General features: G+C 32.3%; 13 protein-coding genes. 7 read left to right on the forward strand and 6 right to left on the reverse strand.

Annotation, left to right across the window (positions count from 1 at the left end):
- Positions 1–29: 29 nt before the first annotated feature.
- The 3 genes from ACNRYB_RS11200 to ACNRYB_RS11210 all read left to right on the forward strand — a co-directional run bounded on the left by ACNRYB_RS11200 (position 30) and on the right by ACNRYB_RS11210 (position 3,645).
- Complete coding sequence (locus tag ACNRYB_RS11200) at positions 30–956, forward strand: PorP/SprF family type IX secretion system membrane protein (RefSeq protein ID WP_473730105.1); 927 nt, start codon at positions 30–32, stop codon at positions 954–956.
- A gap of 10 nt (positions 957–966) precedes the next feature.
- The gene (locus tag ACNRYB_RS11205) at positions 967–3,096 is read left to right on the forward strand and encodes an OmpA family protein (protein WP_473730106.1); all 2,130 of its coding nucleotides are present in this window, start codon (positions 967–969) and stop codon (positions 3,094–3,096) included.
- A gap of 66 nt (positions 3,097–3,162) precedes the next feature.
- Positions 3,163–3,645 (forward strand): hypothetical protein, encoded by a 483-nt coding sequence (locus ACNRYB_RS11210; RefSeq protein WP_165352451.1) that lies wholly within the window; start codon positions 3,163–3,165, stop codon positions 3,643–3,645.
- A gap of 342 nt (positions 3,646–3,987) precedes the next feature.
- Here ACNRYB_RS11210 and ACNRYB_RS11215 read toward each other — a convergent pair whose 3' ends face one another.
- Positions 3,988–4,368 (reverse strand): DUF1573 domain-containing protein, encoded by a 381-nt coding sequence (locus ACNRYB_RS11215; RefSeq protein WP_129747335.1) that lies wholly within the window; start codon positions 4,366–4,368, stop codon positions 3,988–3,990.
- A gap of 288 nt (positions 4,369–4,656) precedes the next feature.
- Between ACNRYB_RS11215 and ACNRYB_RS11220 the strand changes: the two genes are divergently transcribed.
- The 3 genes from ACNRYB_RS11220 to ACNRYB_RS11230 all read left to right on the forward strand — a co-directional run bounded on the left by ACNRYB_RS11220 (position 4,657) and on the right by ACNRYB_RS11230 (position 10,752).
- Entirely contained in the window at positions 4,657–7,290 is a 2,634-nt protein-coding gene (locus ACNRYB_RS11220; protein WP_473730107.1) for a valine--tRNA ligase, read from the forward strand.
- Between the two features lie 176 nt (positions 7,291–7,466).
- Positions 7,467–8,522 carry a hypothetical protein gene (locus ACNRYB_RS11225; protein WP_263525194.1) on the forward strand — a complete coding sequence of 352 codons (1,056 nt, stop codon included), beginning with the start codon at positions 7,467–7,469 and terminating at the stop codon, positions 8,520–8,522.
- Positions 8,482–10,752 (forward strand): hypothetical protein, encoded by a 2,271-nt coding sequence (locus ACNRYB_RS11230; RefSeq protein WP_473730108.1) that lies wholly within the window; start codon positions 8,482–8,484, stop codon positions 10,750–10,752. Before ACNRYB_RS11225 ends, ACNRYB_RS11230 begins: the two co-directional genes overlap by 41 nt.
- A 163-nt stretch (positions 10,753–10,915) precedes the next feature.
- Here ACNRYB_RS11230 and ACNRYB_RS11235 read toward each other — a convergent pair whose 3' ends face one another.
- From ACNRYB_RS11235 to ACNRYB_RS11250, 4 genes are all read right to left on the reverse strand, one after another.
- Positions 10,916–12,229: an APC family permease gene (locus ACNRYB_RS11235; protein WP_473730109.1), complete on the reverse strand. Its 1,314-nt coding sequence runs from the start codon at positions 12,227–12,229 to the stop codon at positions 10,916–10,918.
- 137 nt (positions 12,230–12,366) lie between these two features.
- A complete protein-coding gene (locus tag ACNRYB_RS11240; protein ID WP_473730110.1) occupies positions 12,367–14,649 on the reverse strand; it encodes a TonB-dependent siderophore receptor in 2,283 nt (760 codons plus the stop codon).
- A 230-nt stretch (positions 14,650–14,879) separates the two neighbouring features.
- Positions 14,880–15,605: a DUF4198 domain-containing protein gene (locus ACNRYB_RS11245; RefSeq protein ID WP_473730111.1), complete on the reverse strand. Its 726-nt coding sequence runs from the start codon at positions 15,603–15,605 to the stop codon at positions 14,880–14,882.
- Positions 15,606–15,738: 133 nt separating this feature from the next.
- Entirely contained in the window at positions 15,739–18,057 is a 2,319-nt protein-coding gene (locus ACNRYB_RS11250; RefSeq protein ID WP_473730112.1) for a TonB-dependent siderophore receptor, read from the reverse strand.
- Between the two features lie 217 nt (positions 18,058–18,274).
- Here ACNRYB_RS11250 and ACNRYB_RS11255 point away from each other — a divergent pair, with 217 nt between their 5' ends.
- Positions 18,275–19,435 (forward strand): MFS transporter, encoded by a 1,161-nt coding sequence (locus tag ACNRYB_RS11255; protein ID WP_129747342.1) that lies wholly within the window; start codon positions 18,275–18,277, stop codon positions 19,433–19,435.
- 61 nt (positions 19,436–19,496) lie between these two features.
- Here the strand turns inward: ACNRYB_RS11255 and ACNRYB_RS11260 are convergent, their stop codons facing one another.
- Positions 19,497–20,018 carry a hypothetical protein gene (locus tag ACNRYB_RS11260; RefSeq protein ID WP_129747343.1) on the reverse strand — a complete coding sequence of 174 codons (522 nt, stop codon included), beginning with the start codon at positions 20,016–20,018 and terminating at the stop codon, positions 19,497–19,499.
- Positions 20,019–20,088 lie beyond the last annotated feature (70 nt).

A 20,088-nucleotide genomic window follows, 5' to 3' on the forward strand; every position in this document is an offset into this window, starting at 1 on the left:
CTCTTTTTACATTTTAATACAGTTTTCAAATGAAAAAAATAATACTCCTTATAAATTTCTTCTTCTATTTATCGGTCTCTGCACAGCAAGATCCAGAATACACGCATTATATGTACAATATGAGCGTAGTCAATCCTGCTTATGCGACAGGTGTTCCTGCCATGATGAATTTTGGTGGATTGTACAGAACGCAATGGGTGGGCGCTTATGGGGCTCCAAAAACATTTACGTTTTTTGGACATACGGCGATTAATGATAAAATAGAAGCTGGTATTTCCTTTATTTCAGATGATATTGGAGATGGTGCCAAAAAAGAGAATAATGTTTACGCCGATTTTGCATATGTTTTAAAATTAGGCGGAAAAAATAAATTGTCGCTGGGCTTAAAAGCGGGATTTTCATCCATGCAAACCAATTTTAACGGATTTCGTTTTACAGATCCGCAGACGGATTTAGCTTTTGCAGAAAATATAAATGCAACCAAACCTAATATTGGAGTTGGAGCTTACTATTTTAGAGACAATCTCTATGTTGGATTATCTGCGCCTAATTTGCTGAAATCAAAATACATTGAAGAAAAATCAGGAATTAACGCTTTTGGTTCTGAAGAAATACACACTTTTTTGACGGCCGGTTATGTTTTTCAGGTTAGCGATAAGGTGAAGTTGAAACCAGCATTTATGTCAAAGTTTGTAAAAGGAGCACCAATTACTTTAGACGTCACTGCGAATGTTTTGTATAATGAAAAGTTTGAATTTGGAGCTGCTTACAGAATTGATGATTCAGTTAGCGCTTTATTCAATATCAATGTTACGCCAACGCTGAGAGTGGGTTATGCCTATGATTATACGCTCACAAATTTCGGCCAGTTTAATTCAGGAACACATGAAATTATGCTGTTGTTCGATTTGGACTTGTTAGGAAAAGGATTCGATAAATCACCAAGATTCTTCTAAAATGAAAAATATGAAAAAACTACTCGTTATTATATTCGTATTTTCAATACAGTTTATAAGTGCACAGGATCAGGAATTGATTAGAGCAAAACGTTTTTTTGATAAAACGTATTACAGCGAAGCCATTATTTTATACCAAAAATTAGCTGACGAAAGACCTTCGCAAGAAGTCATTAAAAACTTGGCCGATTCTTATTTCTATACCAATGATTTGGTTAAAGCGCAGCGTTATTATCGTTTTCTAATTGGCAATTACAGCAATAATTTAGACAGAGAATACTATTTTAGATATGCACAGACTTTAAAAGCAACAAATAGTATCGATGATGCAAATGCCAATTTAAAAGAATATTATGCTAAGTCTTCTAATCCAGAAGATCTTGCCAATTTTGAAAAAGAACTTAAAACTTTAGAAAATGTTACTGCAATCGGTAAGCGTTTTGAAATTAAAAACCTTGCTATAAATACGCCAAATTCTGAATTCGGAGCGGTTAAATACAAAGAGAATCTAGTTTTTGCAGGAGTGAAACTAAAGCCGGGTTTATTTGATAAAAAGTTTAAATGGGATAACGAAACCTATTTAAATTTGGTTTCAATTGCTTTAAAGAACATCAATTCGGCAGATTCTATCATTCATTATTTTGCGAAAGAACTGAAAACTGGAATGCATGAATCGAATGCTGTTTTTACAAAAGATGGCAAAACCATGTATTTTACGAGAAATAATTCTAAAAACGGAAAGAAGAAAAAAGACGACAAAAAAATCTCTAATCTTCAGATTTTTAAAGCAGAATTGGTAGAAGGAAAATGGACAAACGTTACGGCGCTTCCATTCAACAGTCCAAATTATTCTGTTGAGCATCCCGCTTTGAGTGCCGATGAAAAAGTATTGTATTTTGCTTCAGACATGCCGGGTTCTTTGGGATCATTTGATATTTATTCGGTAAACATAAATAAAGGAGCATTTGATACTCCGAAGAATTTAGGGCCGCAAATTAATACCAATAAGAGAGAACAGTTTCCTTTTGCCTCCACAGACAATAAATTATATTTTTCATCAGATGGACATTTAGGTTACGGATCATTAGATGTTTTTGTTTCTGAAATAAATGGAAATGACTATTCAAAACCAGTAAATGTTGGACTTCCATTAAACTCTAATTTAGATGATTTTGCGTTCAACGTTGATTCGAATACCAAAGAAGGATTTTTCGCGTCGAATAGAGAAGGAGGAAAGGGAAGCGACGATATTTATCAATTCAAAGAAATAAAAGATTTGATTGTTGAAGATTGCAAACAGTTTATTGCTGGAACAATTACAGATGTAGATACGCAATTAGTTCTAGAAAACGCAACGGTATTATTGCAAGATTCAGAAAATAAAACCTTAAATACAATCACAACTTCGGCTGACGGAAAATTCAGCTTTACGGTTGCCTGTGAGACTTCGTATAAGATTAGCGCTTTTAAAGAAAACTATACCAATGCTTCTAAAATATTGACCTTAGATAAAACTAGAGATAAAGTTAACGATGCTTCTTTGGCCTTGAGATCTTTAGAAGCCATCAAAAAAGAAGAAAAACAAATTGCTGAAAATAAGAGAAAACAGGAAATTATTATTGAAGAAGAAAATAAGAAAAAAGAAGCTTTGGCTGCGCTTGAATTAAAAGAAAAAGAGAAAAAAGCCAAAGACGCGGCTATAGTTGCGGCCGAAATTAAAAAGAATGAAAAAGTAAAAGAGATTTTAGCTAAAGAAAAAGATGTTGTCAAAGACAAAGACCGTTTAATCATTAAAACAGACCCGATTTACTTTGATTATGATTTGTGGTACATTAGAAAAGAATCCAAAGTGATTTTAGGCAGAGTGGTTGAATTAATGAAAAAATATCCTGAAATGGTAATCGAAATTGGATCGCATACAGATTCAAGAGGAAATGAAAAATACAATGCCGATTTATCTCAAAAAAGGGCGAACTCAACTAGAGAGTTTATCATACAATCTGGAATTGAAGTCAAAAGAGTTTCAGCAAAAGGCTACGGAGAATCGGTTCCAATTATAAAATGCAAAACAGACGAATCGTGCTCAGAAGAAGAGCATGAATTGAATAGAAGATCTGAATTTGTAATTAAAAATTTATAAAATTATACTATGAAGAGAATCTTTTTTCTTTAATTTTATAGTGATATCAACAAAATGAAAAATATTATGAGAAATCTAGCCTTGTCTTGTTTGCTTTTATCCGTTATTGGATTGCAAAGCTGTAAAAATGAAGAAAAACAAAAAGCTGCCGAAGCTGCAAAAGCGGAAGGAGAAACAGTAGTAAGCACTGCATGCTACAAAGCAATTTATGAAAAGGATACAATAGATTTAAAATTGAACACTTTAAAGAACGGAAAATTATCTGGAGATATGGTTATGAGAGTGGCGCCTTCAACTGTTAGAACGGGTGAAGTTGCAGGAGAGTTTCATGGAGATACGCTGTTTGTAGATTATACTTTTAAGGACAACGTAAACGGAGACAAAACATTCAAGAATCCGATGGCGCTTTTAAAACGCAATAATCAGCTTATTTTAGGAAACGGAACGATGCAGACAACAATGGGAGTTACTTATTTAGTAAAAGATAAACCAATTGATTTTGAAAGCGTAAAGTACAAATTTGATGCCGCTGAATGCGCTGCTAAATAAAGAAGAAAGATTTGAGAGGCAAGATGTTTCTCTACAAAAATAAAACGAAGCTGTCTCAAAAGGACAGTTTTTTTATTGAACAGAAATATTTATAACATTTTTTTTGATCTGTAAAAACCCCAGCGGGGTGAAATGTTTATAGAATTGGTAATATCAAAAATGGATTAAGCTCCAGAGGAGCGACATATTTTTTCTGTAGACTTAATATATGACGCTCCTCTGGAGCTTTATGTTGTAATCATTTATTCTTTTACTATAAATATTTTGCTTCTCTGAAGCTTTTAAAAAAAAATAGCCGTCCATTTGAGACAGCTATTTTTGTTATTTTTAGATTTTAAATTCTTATTGGACTTCACCCTTAATTTTAAGAGCTACTCTTCCGTCAGGATAGTTTACTGCGTTTGTTTCAACAGTAATAGTTTTACGAATAGGTCCTGCGACCATATTATATTTTACATCGATTTTTCCTTTTTTGCCCGGCTGAATTGCTGCCGCTGGTTTTGTTACGATGATAGAACTTACTGTAGATTCTGCACCTGTAATTAATAAAGGAGCATCTCCAGTGTTTGTAAATTCAAAGGAACGAAGCCCATTGTCACTTTTAGAAATTTTTCCATAATCAATTGTATTATCAGGGGCTGCAAATTCAATTTTTGGGCCGTTTTGCGCATAACTTATTGCACTAAACAATAAGACTGCAATAAAAGAGGCTGCATTTTTCATATGAAATCTTTTTTTAATTGTAAGTAAATATACATTCTTTTAATTAACACACAAATTATTATTTCTCTTTTTATAGTCTACTTAATTATTTACTTTTGCTGTCAGTTATAAATACAAAAATTGAACCATTTTTTTGTTTAACTGTTTAATCGTTTATTTGTTTTGATCGTTGAGATTGATTTGTAAATGATTTTTTTAAACAGAAAATAAGAAAATAAATCAATTTGAATTCGATGATCAAAACCGATTAAACGGTTAAACAAATTAACGATTAAACAACCCTAGTAAATGACAATTCCAGCACAATTTGACGCTAAGACGATTGAGAGTAAATGGTATGATTACTGGATGAAAAACAACTATTTTCATTCAGAACCAGATCATAGAACACCGTACACCATTGTAATCCCGCCGCCAAACGTCACTGGAGTCCTTCACATGGGACATATGTTGAATAATACGATTCAGGATGTTTTAATTCGTAGAGCACGTCTTAAAGGTTTCAACGCTTGTTGGGTACCTGGAACGGACCACGCTTCTATTGCAACTGAAGCAAAAGTGGTAGCAAAATTAAAAGCAGAAGGAATCAATAAAAACGATTTGACCCGCGAAGAATTCCTTAAGCATGCTTGGGAATGGACAGATAAATATGGTGGAACAATCTTAGAACAGCTTAAAAAATTAGGTGCTTCTTGCGATTGGGAACGTACTAAATTTACAATGGATCCAGATATGTCTGCATCTGTAATTAAATCGTTTGTAGATTTATACAACAAAGGTTTAATCTACAGAGGATACCGTATGGTGAATTGGGATCCAGAAGCAAAAACCACTCTTTCTGACGAAGAGGTAATTTATGAAGAACAACAAGGAAAATTATTTTTCTTAAAATATAAAATTGAAGGTTCAGAAGATTTCTTGACCATTGCTACAACGCGTCCAGAAACTATTTTTGGAGATACTGCCATCTGTATCAATCCGAACGATGAGCGTTTTACACATTTAAAAGGTAAAAAAGCAATCGTTCCAATTTGCGGAAGAGTTATTCCAATTATCGAGGACGAATATGTTGACATTGAATTCGGAACAGGATGTTTGAAAGTAACACCTGCGCACGATATGAACGACAAAACGTTGGGTGAAAAACACAACCTTGAAATCGTTGATATTTTTAACGAAGACGCTACATTAAACAGCTTCGGATTGCACTATCAAGGAAAAGACCGTTTTGTAGTTCGTAAGGAAATTGAAAAAGAACTTCAAGAAATTGGCGCTTTAGCTAAAACAGAAACTCACTTAAATAAAGTAGGAACTTCTGAAAGAACAAAAGCGGTAATCGAACCAAGATTATCAGATCAATGGTTCTTGAAAATGGAAGAATTGGTAAAACCAGCTATTAAGTCGGTTTTGGAAACTGGAGATATTAAATTGCATCCAAAACGTTTCGAAAACACTTATGCACACTGGTTAAACAACATTCGCGATTGGAATATTTCTCGTCAATTATGGTGGGGACAACAAATTCCAGCGTACTATTACGGAGACGGAAAAGAAGATTTCGTAGTTGCTGAAAACATAGAAGATGCATTAGTTTTAGCAAAAGAAAGAACCAACAACCAACAACTAACAACCGACAACCTTAAACAAGATGTTGACGCATTAGATACTTGGTTCTCATCTTGGTTATGGCCAATGTCTGTTTTTGGAGGAATTATGGATCCAGAAAGTCCAGATTTTAAATACTACTATCCAACGAATGATTTGGTTACAGGTCCGGATATTTTATTTTTCTGGGTGGCAAGAATGATTATTGCAGGTTACGAATATGCAGGCGAAAAACCATTTACAAATGTGTACTTAACTGGTTTAGTTCGTGATAAACAACGTCGTAAAATGTCTAAATCATTAGGAAACTCTCCTGATCCTTTAGACTTGATCGAGAAATTTGGTGCCGATGGTGTTCGTGTAGGATTGCTTTTAAGTGCTTCTGCAGGAAACGATATTATGTTTGACGAAGAATTATGCCTTCAAGGAAAAGCGTTCTCAAACAAAATCTGGAATGCTTTCAAACTGATTAAAGGTTGGGAAGTTTCTGAAACTATCGCACAGCCAGAATCATCAAAAGTAGCAATCGAGTGGTACGAAGCGAAATTGCAGCAGACTTTAGTTGACATTGAAGATAATTTCGAGAAATACAGAATTTCAGATTCATTAATGGCCATTTATAAATTGGTTTGGGATGATTTCTGTTCTTGGTTCTTAGAAATGATTAAACCAGCATACCAACAGCCAATTGACAGCGTAACTTTCGCAAAAGCGATCGAAATGTTAGAAAACAACTTGAAGTTATTGCATCCGTTTATGCCTTTCTTAACGGAGGAAATTTGGCAGTTAATTTCTGAAAGAACTCCAGAAGAAGCTTTAATTGTTTCGACTTGGCCAGAAGTAAAACCGTTTGATGCAAAATTAATTGCTGATTTCGAAAATTCTATTGAAGTAATTTCGGGAATTAGAACCATCAGAAAAGACAAAAATATTCCATTTAAAGATGCAATTGAATTAAAAGGAATCAACAGCGAAAATGTTTCTACTTATTTTGATTCAATTATCACGAAATTAGGAAACGTTTCTGCTTTCGAATATGTTTCTGAAAAAGTGGATGGCGCATTGTCTTTCCGTGTAAAATCAAATGAATATTTCATTCCAATTACAGGAAATATTGACGTTGAAGCAGAAATCGCAAAACTGACGGAAGAATTGAATTACACAAAAGGATTCTTGAAATCTGTAGAAGCAAAACTTTCAAACGAGAAATTCGTAAACGGAGCTCCAGAGAAAGTTCTTAATTTAGAAAAACAAAAACAAGCCGATGCTTTAGCAAAAATTGCTACAATCGAGCAGAGTTTGGCTGGTTTGAAATAAGAAATTAAACTTAGTCTATAATACAAAACCCGACAGATTTTTGAAATTTGTCGGGTTTTATTTGTAATAAATAGATTACTTTTTTTGTTTTGAAAATAGTGTTTTTTTTTTATTTTGTTATCTAAAATATCATAATTTTAATACGGCTTACTCTTCAATTTAAATTATCTCCCATAATGAAAAAATGCATCATATTTATCTTTATTTCAATACTATTTTGGTCATGTTCTAATAAAGAAAGCAAGGTAGAAAATGTCGAAAGAGCGTTTTATTACTGGAAAGGGAATTCCTATTTTGATAATGAATTGGAACGTTCTGTGAATAAATTAAAAGTAAAAAAAATATATTATAAACTATTTGAGGTAGATTATAATGAAGCAATGGGAAATTTTCCATATCAAAAAAATTCTCCTTCTGAATACACATTTCGTGATTTGGATTCTGTAAATGTTGTCCCAACGGTTTTTATAAGAAATGAAATCTTTCAATACAATAGTGAAAAATCACTTGATAAACTTGCAGATAATATTGTATTTCTTATCGATAAATACCATAAATACTCTAATTATAATGAGGATAAAATAATTTTTGAATATTCTGAGATTCAAATTGATTGCGATTGGACAAAGTCGACTAAAGACAAATATTTTTATTTGTTGAAAAAAATTAAAGAACTCTCTAAAAAACAAGTAAGTTGTACACTTCGGCTTTATCCGTATAAATATCCCGATATTATGGGAGTTCCGCCAGTTGATAAAGCAATGCTGATGTGTTATAATTTAATAAAACCGTTAACTAATAAAAACAAAAACTCGATTTTAGATCTGGATGAATTAAGATCATATTTAGATAAAAGAAGGAGTTATCCTGTGCATTTAGACATAGCATTACCTGTTTTTTATTGGACGCAATGGTATCAGAACGATCGTTTTAGAGGTTTGCTTAATATAAATTCAGCTGATTTTAAAACATTTACTCATGAAGTTAAGCCGATGTGGTACGAAGTAACAAAAGATACTACGTATAATTATGAGAATTATTTTCAGATTGGAGATCAGATTAAGTGTGAAGAGGTAGATTCGAAAAAACTTACTGAAGCAATTTCTATCATAAAAAAGAATGTTGAGTTAGATAAAAACACTACAATTTCATTATTTCATTTAGACGAAAGTACTTTTAAAAAATATAGCAATGAAGAAGTTTCTAGTTTTTACAGTTCTTTTAGTAAGTAGTTTTTGCACAATTAACGCATGTGGATATAGTCCATATGGTGAAGATATACGTTATTCTATTCTTAAACCTGAATATTTCAGTTTTTCTGCATATCGTGCATTTTATTATAATGCCGATTTATGGGGATTTAATTATGATGAATACGACAGTAATAAAACTCCAGATGCAAATATCTTAGATTGGTATAATTATGCAAATAAAAAGGTTTCGATTCAAGCGATAGAAGACTTTAATTTTAATTTATCATTTACAGATATAAATCGGGAAAGTAATAATGAATTTATTCAGTATTTATATAAGCAGAATAAAAAAGATGCTATTGTATATTTAAAAACTGCTAAAAAGATTGAATTAAATACAAACGAAGATGATCCTTGGGAAAGAAATCAATTTTCAAATGATAATCAAAAAAGTGTACTACTTGATGAGGTAATTCAAAAAATTAAAAAAGAGAAAAATATATATTTCAAGCGTAAATATGCTTTTTTAGCAATTCGACTCGCTTACTATTCATTTGAAATAGATAAACTAGAATCTATTTTTGAATCTAATTTTAATGCCAAACAAAAAGACTATCTCTATTATTGGAGTTTGTTTTTTTACACAATGCGAAGTTCCGATCCAGAAAAGATAATTAATGTTGTTAATTTGATGGCAAATTCGGCTGAGAAAAGATACGCAAGCTATTATTTTTTTCATAACGAATTTAAAATTGGTGAAGCTTTAAAATATGCAAAAAGCAAAGAAGAAATCGCCAATGTTTATGCCTATGCTTCCATGCAAAAAGTAGATAAAAATCTAGACTATTTGCAAGAAATTAATAAAAACAAACCAAAGTCTGAAATTCTCGATTTTCTTCTTTTGAGAGAAATTAATAAAATTGAAGATTGGGTATATACTCCATATTATTCTAATTATCTTCCATCAGTTGAGTTTTCAATACAAGCTAGTTGGTTTGGAAAGGATAAAATCACTACACAGACATTAGAGAAACGTTCTGAAAATAATCGATTATATGCTAGAGAGGTTTTAAATTTTATAAATTCGATTGAGATAAATAGAATGCAAAATCCTATTGTTTGGAAAGCTGCTCAGATTAATTTGCAATTTATAACCAGAGATTACTCTAATTGTTTAAAAAGAATTGAGTCTTTTGAAAAAGAATATCCTAATGAAAAAATAACTGAAGAAATTGAGAAAATAAAAGCGCTTTGTATTACTTCAAATCAGGAAAATGGAAAAGCTGTTATAAAACCTGAGATTGAGACTATTATTTTAAAATATAGAAATGACGAACGTTTTATTTTTGCTTTAGGACGTGAGTTAGAATTTAGAGGTAATATTGCCGACGGTTTGGCTTTGATTTCTTTAATGAGCAATAAGTTGGATTATGGTTTTGATTATGATAATGTTGAATGGCGCTCTAATAGAATTAAGACATCTGGGAATTTAGAAGTTTTTTACACTTATTTTGATTATTTGGATTTTGTCTATTCAGCAAAAGATTTACAAAAAATTGGTGATAAAATAGAAGAAGGGAATAAAACTAATTTTCAAATCCAGATTTACGCTCAACTAATTAAAGACAAAGATTATCTTAAAGATTTGTTGGGAACAAAATATATAAGAGAAGATCAATTAGGTAAAGCTTTAATAACGTTTAAAAGCCTTCCTGAAAAATATTGGGAAGATAATTATAATGCATGGGAAAGAGGAAAATACAGTGAATATCATCTTTTTGATCAAAATCCCTTTTATGATTTTAAACATACAAAAAGTTTTATTAAACATACAGAAAAGTATTTAGTAACAAAACTTTCTGTTACAGAACATTTGATTAAATACACGAATCTGGCAAATAATTCTAATACAAAAGATCGGGATTATTATTGTTTTCTTCTTGGAAACTGTTATTATAATATGACCGACTATGGTAATTCATGGATGATGCGACGCTATGGCAGTGTATCGTATTATGCCGATTATAAAAACGAATCTTTTATTGACGAAATTGAATACAGAAATAGAATTAAGGCCGTTGAAAATTATAAATTAGCTTACCAATACGCAAAGACAAAACAATTTAAGGCACTTTGCTTAAGAATGATGGATTATGCTGAAAAGAATCAATATACGATTTCGAAAAGGGTTGATAAAGAATTTCCAGAATATAGCTCGGATTTGTCAGGTTGCGAAAATTTAGAAGAATATTTTAAAGCGAGGAGATAATTAAACCCGACAGGTTTCAAAAGATCTATTGGTTTTTTGTTTTAATGTACCGTTTGTCATTCCGAGGAACGAGGAATCGCACTCGGAAATCGACAAAGATTGTAGAATTTAGATATAGAGTTTCATGTGTGATTCCTCGTTCCTCGGAATGACAAAAGGCGTATTATTTTTTCATCTTCAAAACCAAAAACAAAGGATATGAAACAATTGCAATTCCAACAATTATAATAAAACTTTTAGGATCGCTGTAAACAAATCCTGCAAGTAATGCGATAGAAAAAATGATCGCTATAATAGTGGTCCAAGGGTACCAAAAAGAGCGATAAGGTCTTGGTAAATCTGGTTCAGAAGTTCTTAGTTTTAAAAGCGAATAATAGGCCAATCCCCAAACTATTATGGAGATAAAAGCGGCGAAAGAAAATAGCACTTCAAACGAACCAATACAGATTAAAAATAAACTAAAAAATGACGAAACCAAAAGTGCTACAATTGGTGTTCCGCCTTTATTGACTTGTATTCCCTGTTTGATAAAAAATCCGTCACGGCTTAATCCGTAAAGAATTCTTGGCGGAATCATCATAAAAGCATTTAAAATACTGATTAAAGAAAAAATAGAAATTACGGTTACAATTTTGGCTCCATTTTCTCCGAAAAGAATTTTAGCAACATCGGCTGCAGCAAGATTTGATTTGGCTAAAGTTTCTATTGGCAATACATGAAAAAAAGCGGCATTTACTAAAATATAGATTGCAACAACAAGCAGAACTCCACTATATAATGATTTCGGAATATTTTTGCTTGGATCATCATTTTCCTCGGCAAAAAAGCAAACGGCATTCCAACCATTATAAGTTCCAATTATAAGCTGTAATGATTTGAAAAAGCCAAAAAGAAGTCCGATTTGAAAGATTGAACTATCGGTTTCGATTTTTGGAACTTCAACCCCAGAATACATAAAACAAGCAACAACCAAAGCGACAAAACAAATCACTTTTAATAAACTGGTAATCTGCTGAATTACACTTCCGTTTTTTACTCCGCTTAAGTGCAGTAAAACAAAAGCGACTAAAATGGAAATAGAAATTACTGTAGAGTAGGGAGCAAGTCCAGGAAATAAAATAATAGTATATTCGCTAATTACAATGCAGTAAAATGCTGGCGGAATAGCATTGACAATATAATCGTACCAGCCAGAAAGAAATCCTGCATATTCGCCTAAAGCTCTTTTGATGTAATTGTAAGATCCACCAGCTTTTGGTAGCATTGTAGCGAGTTCAGAATAAGAATTTGCGCCTAATAAAACATATAAACCTCCAAAAAGCCATGAAGCTAGAATAAGCCAGTAATTATTTAGTAATTCCGCAATAGAACCTGGTGTTCGTAAAATTCCGACTCCAATTGTTCCGCCAATTAATACGGCAATATTAAAACTAAGGCCTAAAGTTTTCTTTAATTGGTTTTGCTTAGAATCTGACATTTAGATTTTGTGTAAAGGATTATAATTTTAACAAAAGTATGTTAATTTGAATCAATATTAGCTTAAAATAAAAATCCCAAGATTTTCTCTTTTCAGAAAATCTTGGGATAAATCAAAAAAACATCTAATTCAATATTTTAGAACTTGTATCGCAAACTTGTCATAACCTGACGAGGAGCAATTGGGTTCACACTATAGTTTTCGTGAACAGTATAGTTTAATTCGTTTGTAATGTTTGATAATTTGCAAAGTACAGACCATTTTCTCCAAGTATACCCAACAGATGCATCAATTGTAACATAACCTTCTAATGGAATTTCTCTGTGCCAGATTCCATCTGGTCTTTTAGAATCATATTGGTTGTTCCATCCTCCAATTCTGTCTCCAATATAATTTCCTATTGCACCAACAGAAACGCCTTTAAAGAATCCTTCTTGCAAAGTATAAAAGAAACTTAAATTTGCTGTGTTTGATGGCGTTCTTGCTACACGGTCACCTTCAATAAAACTTCCGTTTAATCCTGAAGTTTTAGTGTAACGCATATCATTATAGCTATATCCTGCAATAATACTTAAGCCTTCAACAGGTCTTGCGGTAACATCAACTTCAACTCCTTTGCTTTTTGTTTCTCCACTTAAAAGTTTGATGGTGCTATCATTATTTTCGCTTCCATCTGCTTTATACGGTGCCATTTGTGCAAAATTGCTATTAGTAATTTGGTAAACCGTAACATTTGTGCTCAATAAACCTTTAAAGAAATCTGTTTTTACTCCAACTTCATATTGATCAATAATAGAAGCTTCAAGAGGTTGTAAGTCAACAGTTGTTCCTGTATTTGGTGTAAAAGAAGTTGAATAGCTTCCAAATACTGAAATATCTTTTGTTGGCTGATACACTAATCCTGCTTTAGGAGAAAATGCATTATCTAAACGTTTTGGAGTAACTGTTGGAACTGCATCTTCTGGATTTCCAGCACCAGTTTTAGTTTCTTTATAAGTGCTAACTTCAGCTTCTTGCCAAGACCATCTTAAACCTGCCAATACTTTGAATTTATCTGTAATTGAAATGAAATCTTGAAAATAAACTCCAAAACGATTTGTGTCTGTTTTTGTAATTTGAGTAGCTCTTGCATTCGGAATGTCATTTCGTTGTGTTGACGGATCAAAATCATAGAGATAAATAGTGTCATAAATACTTGGATCGTATGTTTTTGGAGTACCGTCAGGATTTCTGCTAGTTACTAAATATTTCTCATTAAAAGCGTAAGTATAAGCAGTTGCAAACGAATTTTCCCAGTCTACACCAGTAAAAATTTGATGTTTTACAGATCCAGTATTAAAGTTCCCCTGAAGACTTAATTGATCTCCTAAAATTTGCTCTAAGTTTTGCCCCTGAGTTAGTCCTCTATTCCAGTAACCTGGAATTGGATATGTTTTAGTGTCATCTAAATTTGATAGTTGAGCTGTAGATTTTTGTGTTCTATTGTATGTTTGATAAGAACTATTGAAGTTCAGTTTCCAATTTTTATTGAAATCGTGATTTAATAATATAGAAGCACTAGAAGATTTCGTTGTACCATTTGACCAAAGCGCTCCGTAGAAAGCATTACGAGGCAAGTCTAAAATTTCTTTTCCGATAATTCCAGTTCCGAAATCAGGTGTCCAATCTGCAGTTAAATAATCTCCTTGAACTGTGATTTGAGTTTTTGGATTAATAATAAAAAGCAAAGACGGATTAATGTACAAACGTTCATTTTTTACCACATCTCTAAAGCTTTCTGAATTCTCGTAAGAACCATTAATTCTAAATGCAATTGATTTATTTAGTCCTCCATAAAAATCAAATGCTGGTTTGTAATATGCATAACTTCCTATCTGCATTGAGATTTCTCCACCACTTTTAAATTGAGGAGTTTTGGTTACTAAGTTAACAATACCTCCGGGCGCGACGTTTCCGAATAATAAAGCTGAACCCCCTTTTAAGAACTCTACTTTATCTAAACCCGAAACATCTGGAATTGAGCCTGAATTGTAACGGAATCCGTTTTTAAACATGTTATTTGCAGACATGTCATAACCTCTTGAAAAGAAAGATTCTTGCGCACCACCACGAGCAGAACTTACATAAACACCATTGGCATTTTTAAGAACTTCGCTTAATCTGATAGCTTGCTGCTGTTCGATGATTTCAGAACCAATTACTTGAATGCTTTGAGGATTATCCATCGGTTTTAAGCCAGAACGAACTGCTGTTACAGGTTTTGGTTCTTTTGTTTTGGTAACCACAACCTCGTTTAGAATTTCTCCTTTTTTATTTTTTACAGTATCAGTAACAGATGAAGTAGTTTCATTGCTTGAATAATCTTGGCCGTAAGAGACAAAACTTAATAATCCTAATGCAAATAGTAAATTATATTTCATGGTATTTATTTAGATTCAATAAAAATTATCGATTGCAAATATAAAGACACAGACTCTTTAACAGAAAATTATGAGACATTTTTCTTTCTTAAAATTTTATTATTTTTATCTTAAGATTTGCTTAAGAATTTTATAATTTTATTTTAATTTAGTATAAATAACAACAAAAAAACCTTGCCGTCTAGCAAGGTTTTTTTAATTGAAATTAAAAACTAAAGAATGAAGTTTAATTATTTTATTGCAATATGATAAGTGGCCATTTTCCAGACTTCATCGTATTTTTTTCCATTGTGTTCGCCCGATGATTTATCTGTGTGAGCATATTCTACCATATAATTTCCAGACCATATAGGCGTAAAAGAGAATTCTCCTTTATCATTTGTCCATAATTCTTTTTCCCACCCGTTTGGAGCAATTACTTTAATTTTAGCCTCTTTTGCGATTGCTCCGTCATAAGAGGCAACACCAGTAATTTTAGTATCTTTTTTGGCTACATCTGCATTTTCTGAGAAAACGGCAATTTTATTAGTATTAGAAGTAATATTATTTCCTGCAGCTTTATTTCCAACTACAACATTTGCACTAGAGTTGTAATCTAATTTCATAGTACCATATACATCTTTTACGGTATGATGCATTACAATAGTGTAAACTCCGTCTTCATCTGGTGTAAAGAAAGCTTGATATTTATTGTCTAAAGCTTTAGAAGTTAATTTAGTCTCTTTTTTTGATGGAGAAATTACAACTAAAGAGAAATCTTTTAAATCAGAAAACCATTTATCAGCTTTTGTAATGTCGTTATCAGAGAACTCTCCAAAATAAACAGAAATTTCTTGAGCTTTTCCTTTTGTTCCTGTTGCTTTAGTTTCGATCCAAAGTGCATGAGCAAAAAGCTGAGGTGCAGCAAAAAGCATTAAAAATAAAATGCTTAGTGTTTTTAAAGTATTTGATTTCATAAGATCAAGTTTAAATTATTAGAATGATATTTTACAAACATAAGTTTTATTTAGAATAATTAAAAATAAAAACTCAAAATCTATTGCATATTATACGAATTTCAAGGTTTAGGAAATATTCAAAGTAAAAAAACTAAAGTCTTACTGTGAGGTTTACTAAGAAGTTTGCTGGAGTTTGAGCCATTCCGTAAGAATCCCAATATTTTGTATTGGTTAAATTGTTGAATTTAACCCCAAGCCTCCATACAGGTCTATCGTAAAATACAGTTGCGCTGTAAATAGAGTAGGAAGGAGCATAAAAGCTTTCATCTTCAAATTTGTATTGTTTGTCCACATAATTTCCTCCAAAACCGAAGCCCAAGTTTTTCAATGTGTTTTGAAATTTATACGAAAGCCAAAAGTTCACCACATTTTCTGGTGCGCCACTGGCTTTGTTGCCTTCAATGGAAGCGTCAGACGACTTAACGATACGATTGTCATTATAAGCATAACCAGTCGTCAAGTTTAAGCCGTTTATTGGATTGGCAATAAGTTCAAAATCAATTCCTTTACTTACTTGTTTTCCATCCTGAATGTTATATCCATCAGGATTTGTTCTTGTTGCATTATCAATTGTAATGTTGTAATAACTAAGAGTTGTGCTTAATTTTTTATTGAATGCTTCTACTTTTACACCACCTTCATATTGATTAGCATAAATTGGTTTTAAAATTAATATTGATCCGTCTGGCTGATTTACTGGCCCAGAGTTTTGAAAACCATTCATATAATTTCCAAATAAAGAAACTTGATCTTTAACCACTTCATATACCAAGCCTAATTTTGGAGACAAAGCAGTCTGATTGTATCCGTCTGTATCTTCTATTTTTTTCTGAACAAAGTTATCCAAACGAAGACTTAACATAACAGACAAACGATCTGTAAAACTGACTACATCTGAAGCATAGACACTTAAAGTCTCTTCATTTGGAACGCCAAACTGCATTTCTTTCAATTTTGGATCTACGTCGCTTTTTCGAATTGGTTCGAAATCTGCCGTTACATCAATTTCATCTAATACTTGTGTGGTAGCATACTTAAATGTTGCTTTTGTAAATCTGTAATTGATGCCTGTTAAGAGTTTATGTTTGATGCTTCCTGTTGAAAACTCACCATTAATATTTTCTTGAAAATTGGTAAAGTTATTGTGAATTGGCCCAAAACGCGATACCATTCTTTGAACTTCTGTTGGCGATTTCCATGAAGTGTAGTATTGATAACTATGATCAACACGCTCGTCTACTAGGGAGAATAATGTTGTAGATTTCCAGTTGTCAGAAAGTTTATATTCTGCCTGAGCAAATATTTTAGGAGAACTTGTTTTTGCATCAAGATCATCTGCAAATAAGCTCGTTCTATAATTTACTTTTAGATCTGTTGGGTTGGTAAGTCCTGCCGCATAAGAACGTCCGTAGGTAGGACGAGTATTATTGGTGTTGAAAATTTCTGTGTCTAAACTCAACGTTAATCTGTCGGTCGCTTTATAAATGATGCTCGGTGCAAATAAGACTGTTTTATTAAAACCATAATTTAAGAAGCTATTTTCTGTATTGGCCGAAGCGTTCATTCTAAACAAAACTTTTTTGTTCTGAGTCAAAGGCATATTAAAATCTACCGCAACGCGTTGTAGTCCAAAACTTCCTCCAGTATAAGATATCTCTGTTTTGCTAGTTTCAAAAGGCTTTTTGGTAACCAGGTTTACAACTCCTCCAAATGAAGAAACAGAAGAACCAAACAAAGTTCCAGAAGGACCTTTTAAGACCTCAATTCGTTCGGCATTATCAATTGAGATTGAGCTTCGTCCAGAAAGAGTCTCCATTCCGTTTCGAGCGTTTACACCTGTACTAAATCCTCTAAAACTAATTTCAAGTCCGCCAGAAGGATATATTTTTGAGATTGCGCCCGTAGCATTTTGAACCGCACTTCTTATGTCAACCGCAATTTGCTCTTGTAATAGCTCTTTGTGAATAACATTATAAACCTGAGGATTTTCCAAGTTCTTTAATGGCATTCGGGCAACATAATCGGTCTTTTTTGATAAGTTGCTTTTCTTGCCATTTACTACAACTTCATTCAATTCCTTATTAGAAACTTTTAATTGCAAATTAGTGGTAATGGTTTCATACTCAGTGACAATTATTTCTCTTTCAAGCGTTTCATAGCCCGATAGAGATACCTGTATATTGTAGGAGCCAGGTTTTACTCTGTTAAATTCAAAACTGCCGTCATCATCAGAAACGGTACCATATTTAGTGTTTTTAAGGATAATATTTACACCAGCAGCAGCATCGCCATCAGATGTTGTTATTGTTCCTTTAATTTTTCCGTGGTTTTGTGCAAAGGCAGATAAAAACGAAAATAGAAAACTGATTGAAAATAGAAAACGTGAAGTCTTCAAACGGAGGTAATTCATTACTATTTTAAATTTGGTTTATAATTAATTTTATTTAGAATAAATAAAAACAGTACAAATGTAAAAATAAAAACAGCTTTAACAATTTTTATTTTTATCATTTGCTGATGAAATTGTTAAATGGTGATTTTAGAAGCAATTAAATGAAATTCTTAGCAGATGTTTTAGCAGGATAAAGTTTAAAAAGCCTTAATTTTGCAGTCTGAAAAATGACTTCATGATTTTACCATTCTTTAAAAAGATTCAAAATACGCCCAAAGGATATCGTATTGCCAACACTGTTTTTTTCTTTCTATCAGGCTTTGGCTATTCTTCTTGGGTTTCGAGAATCCCACATATACAAGCCCAATTAAAGTTGTCTGAAGCCGAATTCGGAGCTGTTTTATTTGCCTTTCCAATCGGTTTAATGCTTACAATGCCATTTACAGGAAAGCTGTTAAATAAATATAGCAGTCGTTACATCATGTTGCTTGGAGCGGTTATGTTTAATGTTGCTTTGTCTTTGCCAGGTTTAGCAGCATTTGTTTGGCAGTTAGTAATCATACTTTTATTCTTTGGCGCTTCTCGTAATATTTTCAATTTATCGATTAATGCGCAATCTCTTGAAGTGCAGAAATTGTATCCAAAATCGATTATTACACGTTTTCACGCAGTTTGGAGTATCGCCGTTTTTTCGGGAGCGGGATTGGGTTATGTAATGGTAACTCAGAAAATTGCACCATCACACCATTTACTGGGAGTGAGTATTTTTATGTTGGCGCTAACGGCTTGTTTTTATCCGATGAGCATTCACAACGAACCTGTTCCGGTTAAAAAGAAGTTTTTCTCTATGCCAGAAAAAAATCTGATAAAATTTGCCATGATCTGTTTTGTGTCAATGGCTTGCGAAAATACAATGTACGATTGGAGCGGAATTTATTTCGAAAATATCCTGAAAGCTTCTCCAAAATTAACCAGTGCCGCGTTTGTGTTTTTTGCTTCGGCAGTAACTTTAGGACGTATTTTTGGCGATTATGGTGTAATGAAATTTGGAACTAAAAAAATCCTTCTTTACAGCGGAATCTTAATAACAGCAGGTTTCGGAATTTGTTTTATCATGCCGTATGCTTACCCAACTATTTTCGGTTACGTTTTAATCGGATTTGGGGTTTCTTGCGTAGTTCCGTTGGTGTTTAGCATTGCGGGAAGATCATCTAAATTAAGTACAGGTTCTGCTCTAACTTCAATATCTACAATTGGTTATTTAGGATTCTTACTAGTTCCGCCAATGGTTGGTTTTATTTCTGAATATCTAAGTATGAAATGGGCGTTTTTGGTAATGGCAATTTTAGGTGTGCTTATGATTTTAATGGTGAATAAGATTGGAGAGAATGAGTGATTTTTCGAGTTGCTGAGGTTCTTAGATACTAAGATTCTGAGGTTTTTTTAATATGGGCTATTTAACCTTTTTGTTTCTGACTAAGTATTTTTTCTTTTAATTTCTTGTCATGTTTTATACTCTTTATTTTAGAGTTAAGTATCCAATAAATTGCATATCCGAAAGCAATTGATATGATCACTGAAAATAAATTGATACCCCAAAAAGCTAGGGAAGCAATTACCAAAATGAAAAAAAAGATTTCTATATAATAAGTTTCTTTTTGTTGTGTGCGTTGCTTTATAATCATAATATTTCCACGTCTTTTCCCAATTCTTTCAATTACTTTTTTGGTAATTTTGTCAATGCTGTACATTTTATCAAGATCAGGTAGAGTAAAGCAAATACTAAATTCGAGTTCTAGTCTGTTCATAAAAGCGTAATACTTTTTAACACCTTTAAAAGAGTTTTTTATATTATCTTTTTTATGTGGAGGAAATGTTAGGAAATCTAGAAAATGAGATTCTTCAAAGTTTTCATTTGGCTTTTGTCTTTCTTCTTTAAAAATTTCAATAATCTTTTCTTTTATTTCAATTTCGGTCATTTCTTTACATTTAATGATGTTTATATTTTCTTTGGATTTAAGAAAATATTCCTTTCATTTTTCTTTTTCT

The sequence above is a fragment of the Flavobacterium sp. CR10 genome (assembly GCF_055814415.1).

Excerpts from the sequence above, each read along its gene's own strand:
- ACNRYB_RS11200 (WP_473730105.1), top strand. The coding sequence starts at position 30 with ATGAAAAAAATAATACTCCTTATAAATTTCTTCTTCTATTTATCGGTC.
- ACNRYB_RS11205 (WP_473730106.1), top strand. The coding sequence starts at position 967 with ATGAAAAAACTACTCGTTATTATATTCGTATTTTCAATACAGTTTATA.
- ACNRYB_RS11210 (WP_165352451.1), top strand. The coding sequence starts at position 3,163 with ATGAGAAATCTAGCCTTGTCTTGTTTGCTTTTATCCGTTATTGGATTG.
- ACNRYB_RS11215 (WP_129747335.1), bottom strand. The coding sequence starts at position 4,368 with ATGAAAAATGCAGCCTCTTTTATTGCAGTCTTATTGTTTAGTGCAATA.
- ACNRYB_RS11220 (WP_473730107.1), top strand. The coding sequence starts at position 4,657 with ATGACAATTCCAGCACAATTTGACGCTAAGACGATTGAGAGTAAATGG.
- ACNRYB_RS11225 (WP_263525194.1), top strand. The coding sequence starts at position 7,467 with ATGAAAAAATGCATCATATTTATCTTTATTTCAATACTATTTTGGTCA.
- ACNRYB_RS11230 (WP_473730108.1), top strand. The coding sequence starts at position 8,482 with ATGAAGAAGTTTCTAGTTTTTACAGTTCTTTTAGTAAGTAGTTTTTGC.
- ACNRYB_RS11235 (WP_473730109.1), bottom strand. The coding sequence starts at position 12,229 with ATGTCAGATTCTAAGCAAAACCAATTAAAGAAAACTTTAGGCCTTAGT.
- ACNRYB_RS11240 (WP_473730110.1), bottom strand. The coding sequence starts at position 14,649 with ATGAAATATAATTTACTATTTGCATTAGGATTATTAAGTTTTGTCTCT.
- ACNRYB_RS11245 (WP_473730111.1), bottom strand. The coding sequence starts at position 15,605 with ATGAAATCAAATACTTTAAAAACACTAAGCATTTTATTTTTAATGCTT.
- ACNRYB_RS11250 (WP_473730112.1), bottom strand. The coding sequence starts at position 18,057 with ATGAATTACCTCCGTTTGAAGACTTCACGTTTTCTATTTTCAATCAGT.
- ACNRYB_RS11255 (WP_129747342.1), top strand. The coding sequence starts at position 18,275 with ATGATTTTACCATTCTTTAAAAAGATTCAAAATACGCCCAAAGGATAT.
- ACNRYB_RS11260 (WP_129747343.1), bottom strand. The coding sequence starts at position 20,018 with ATGACCGAAATTGAAATAAAAGAAAAGATTATTGAAATTTTTAAAGAA.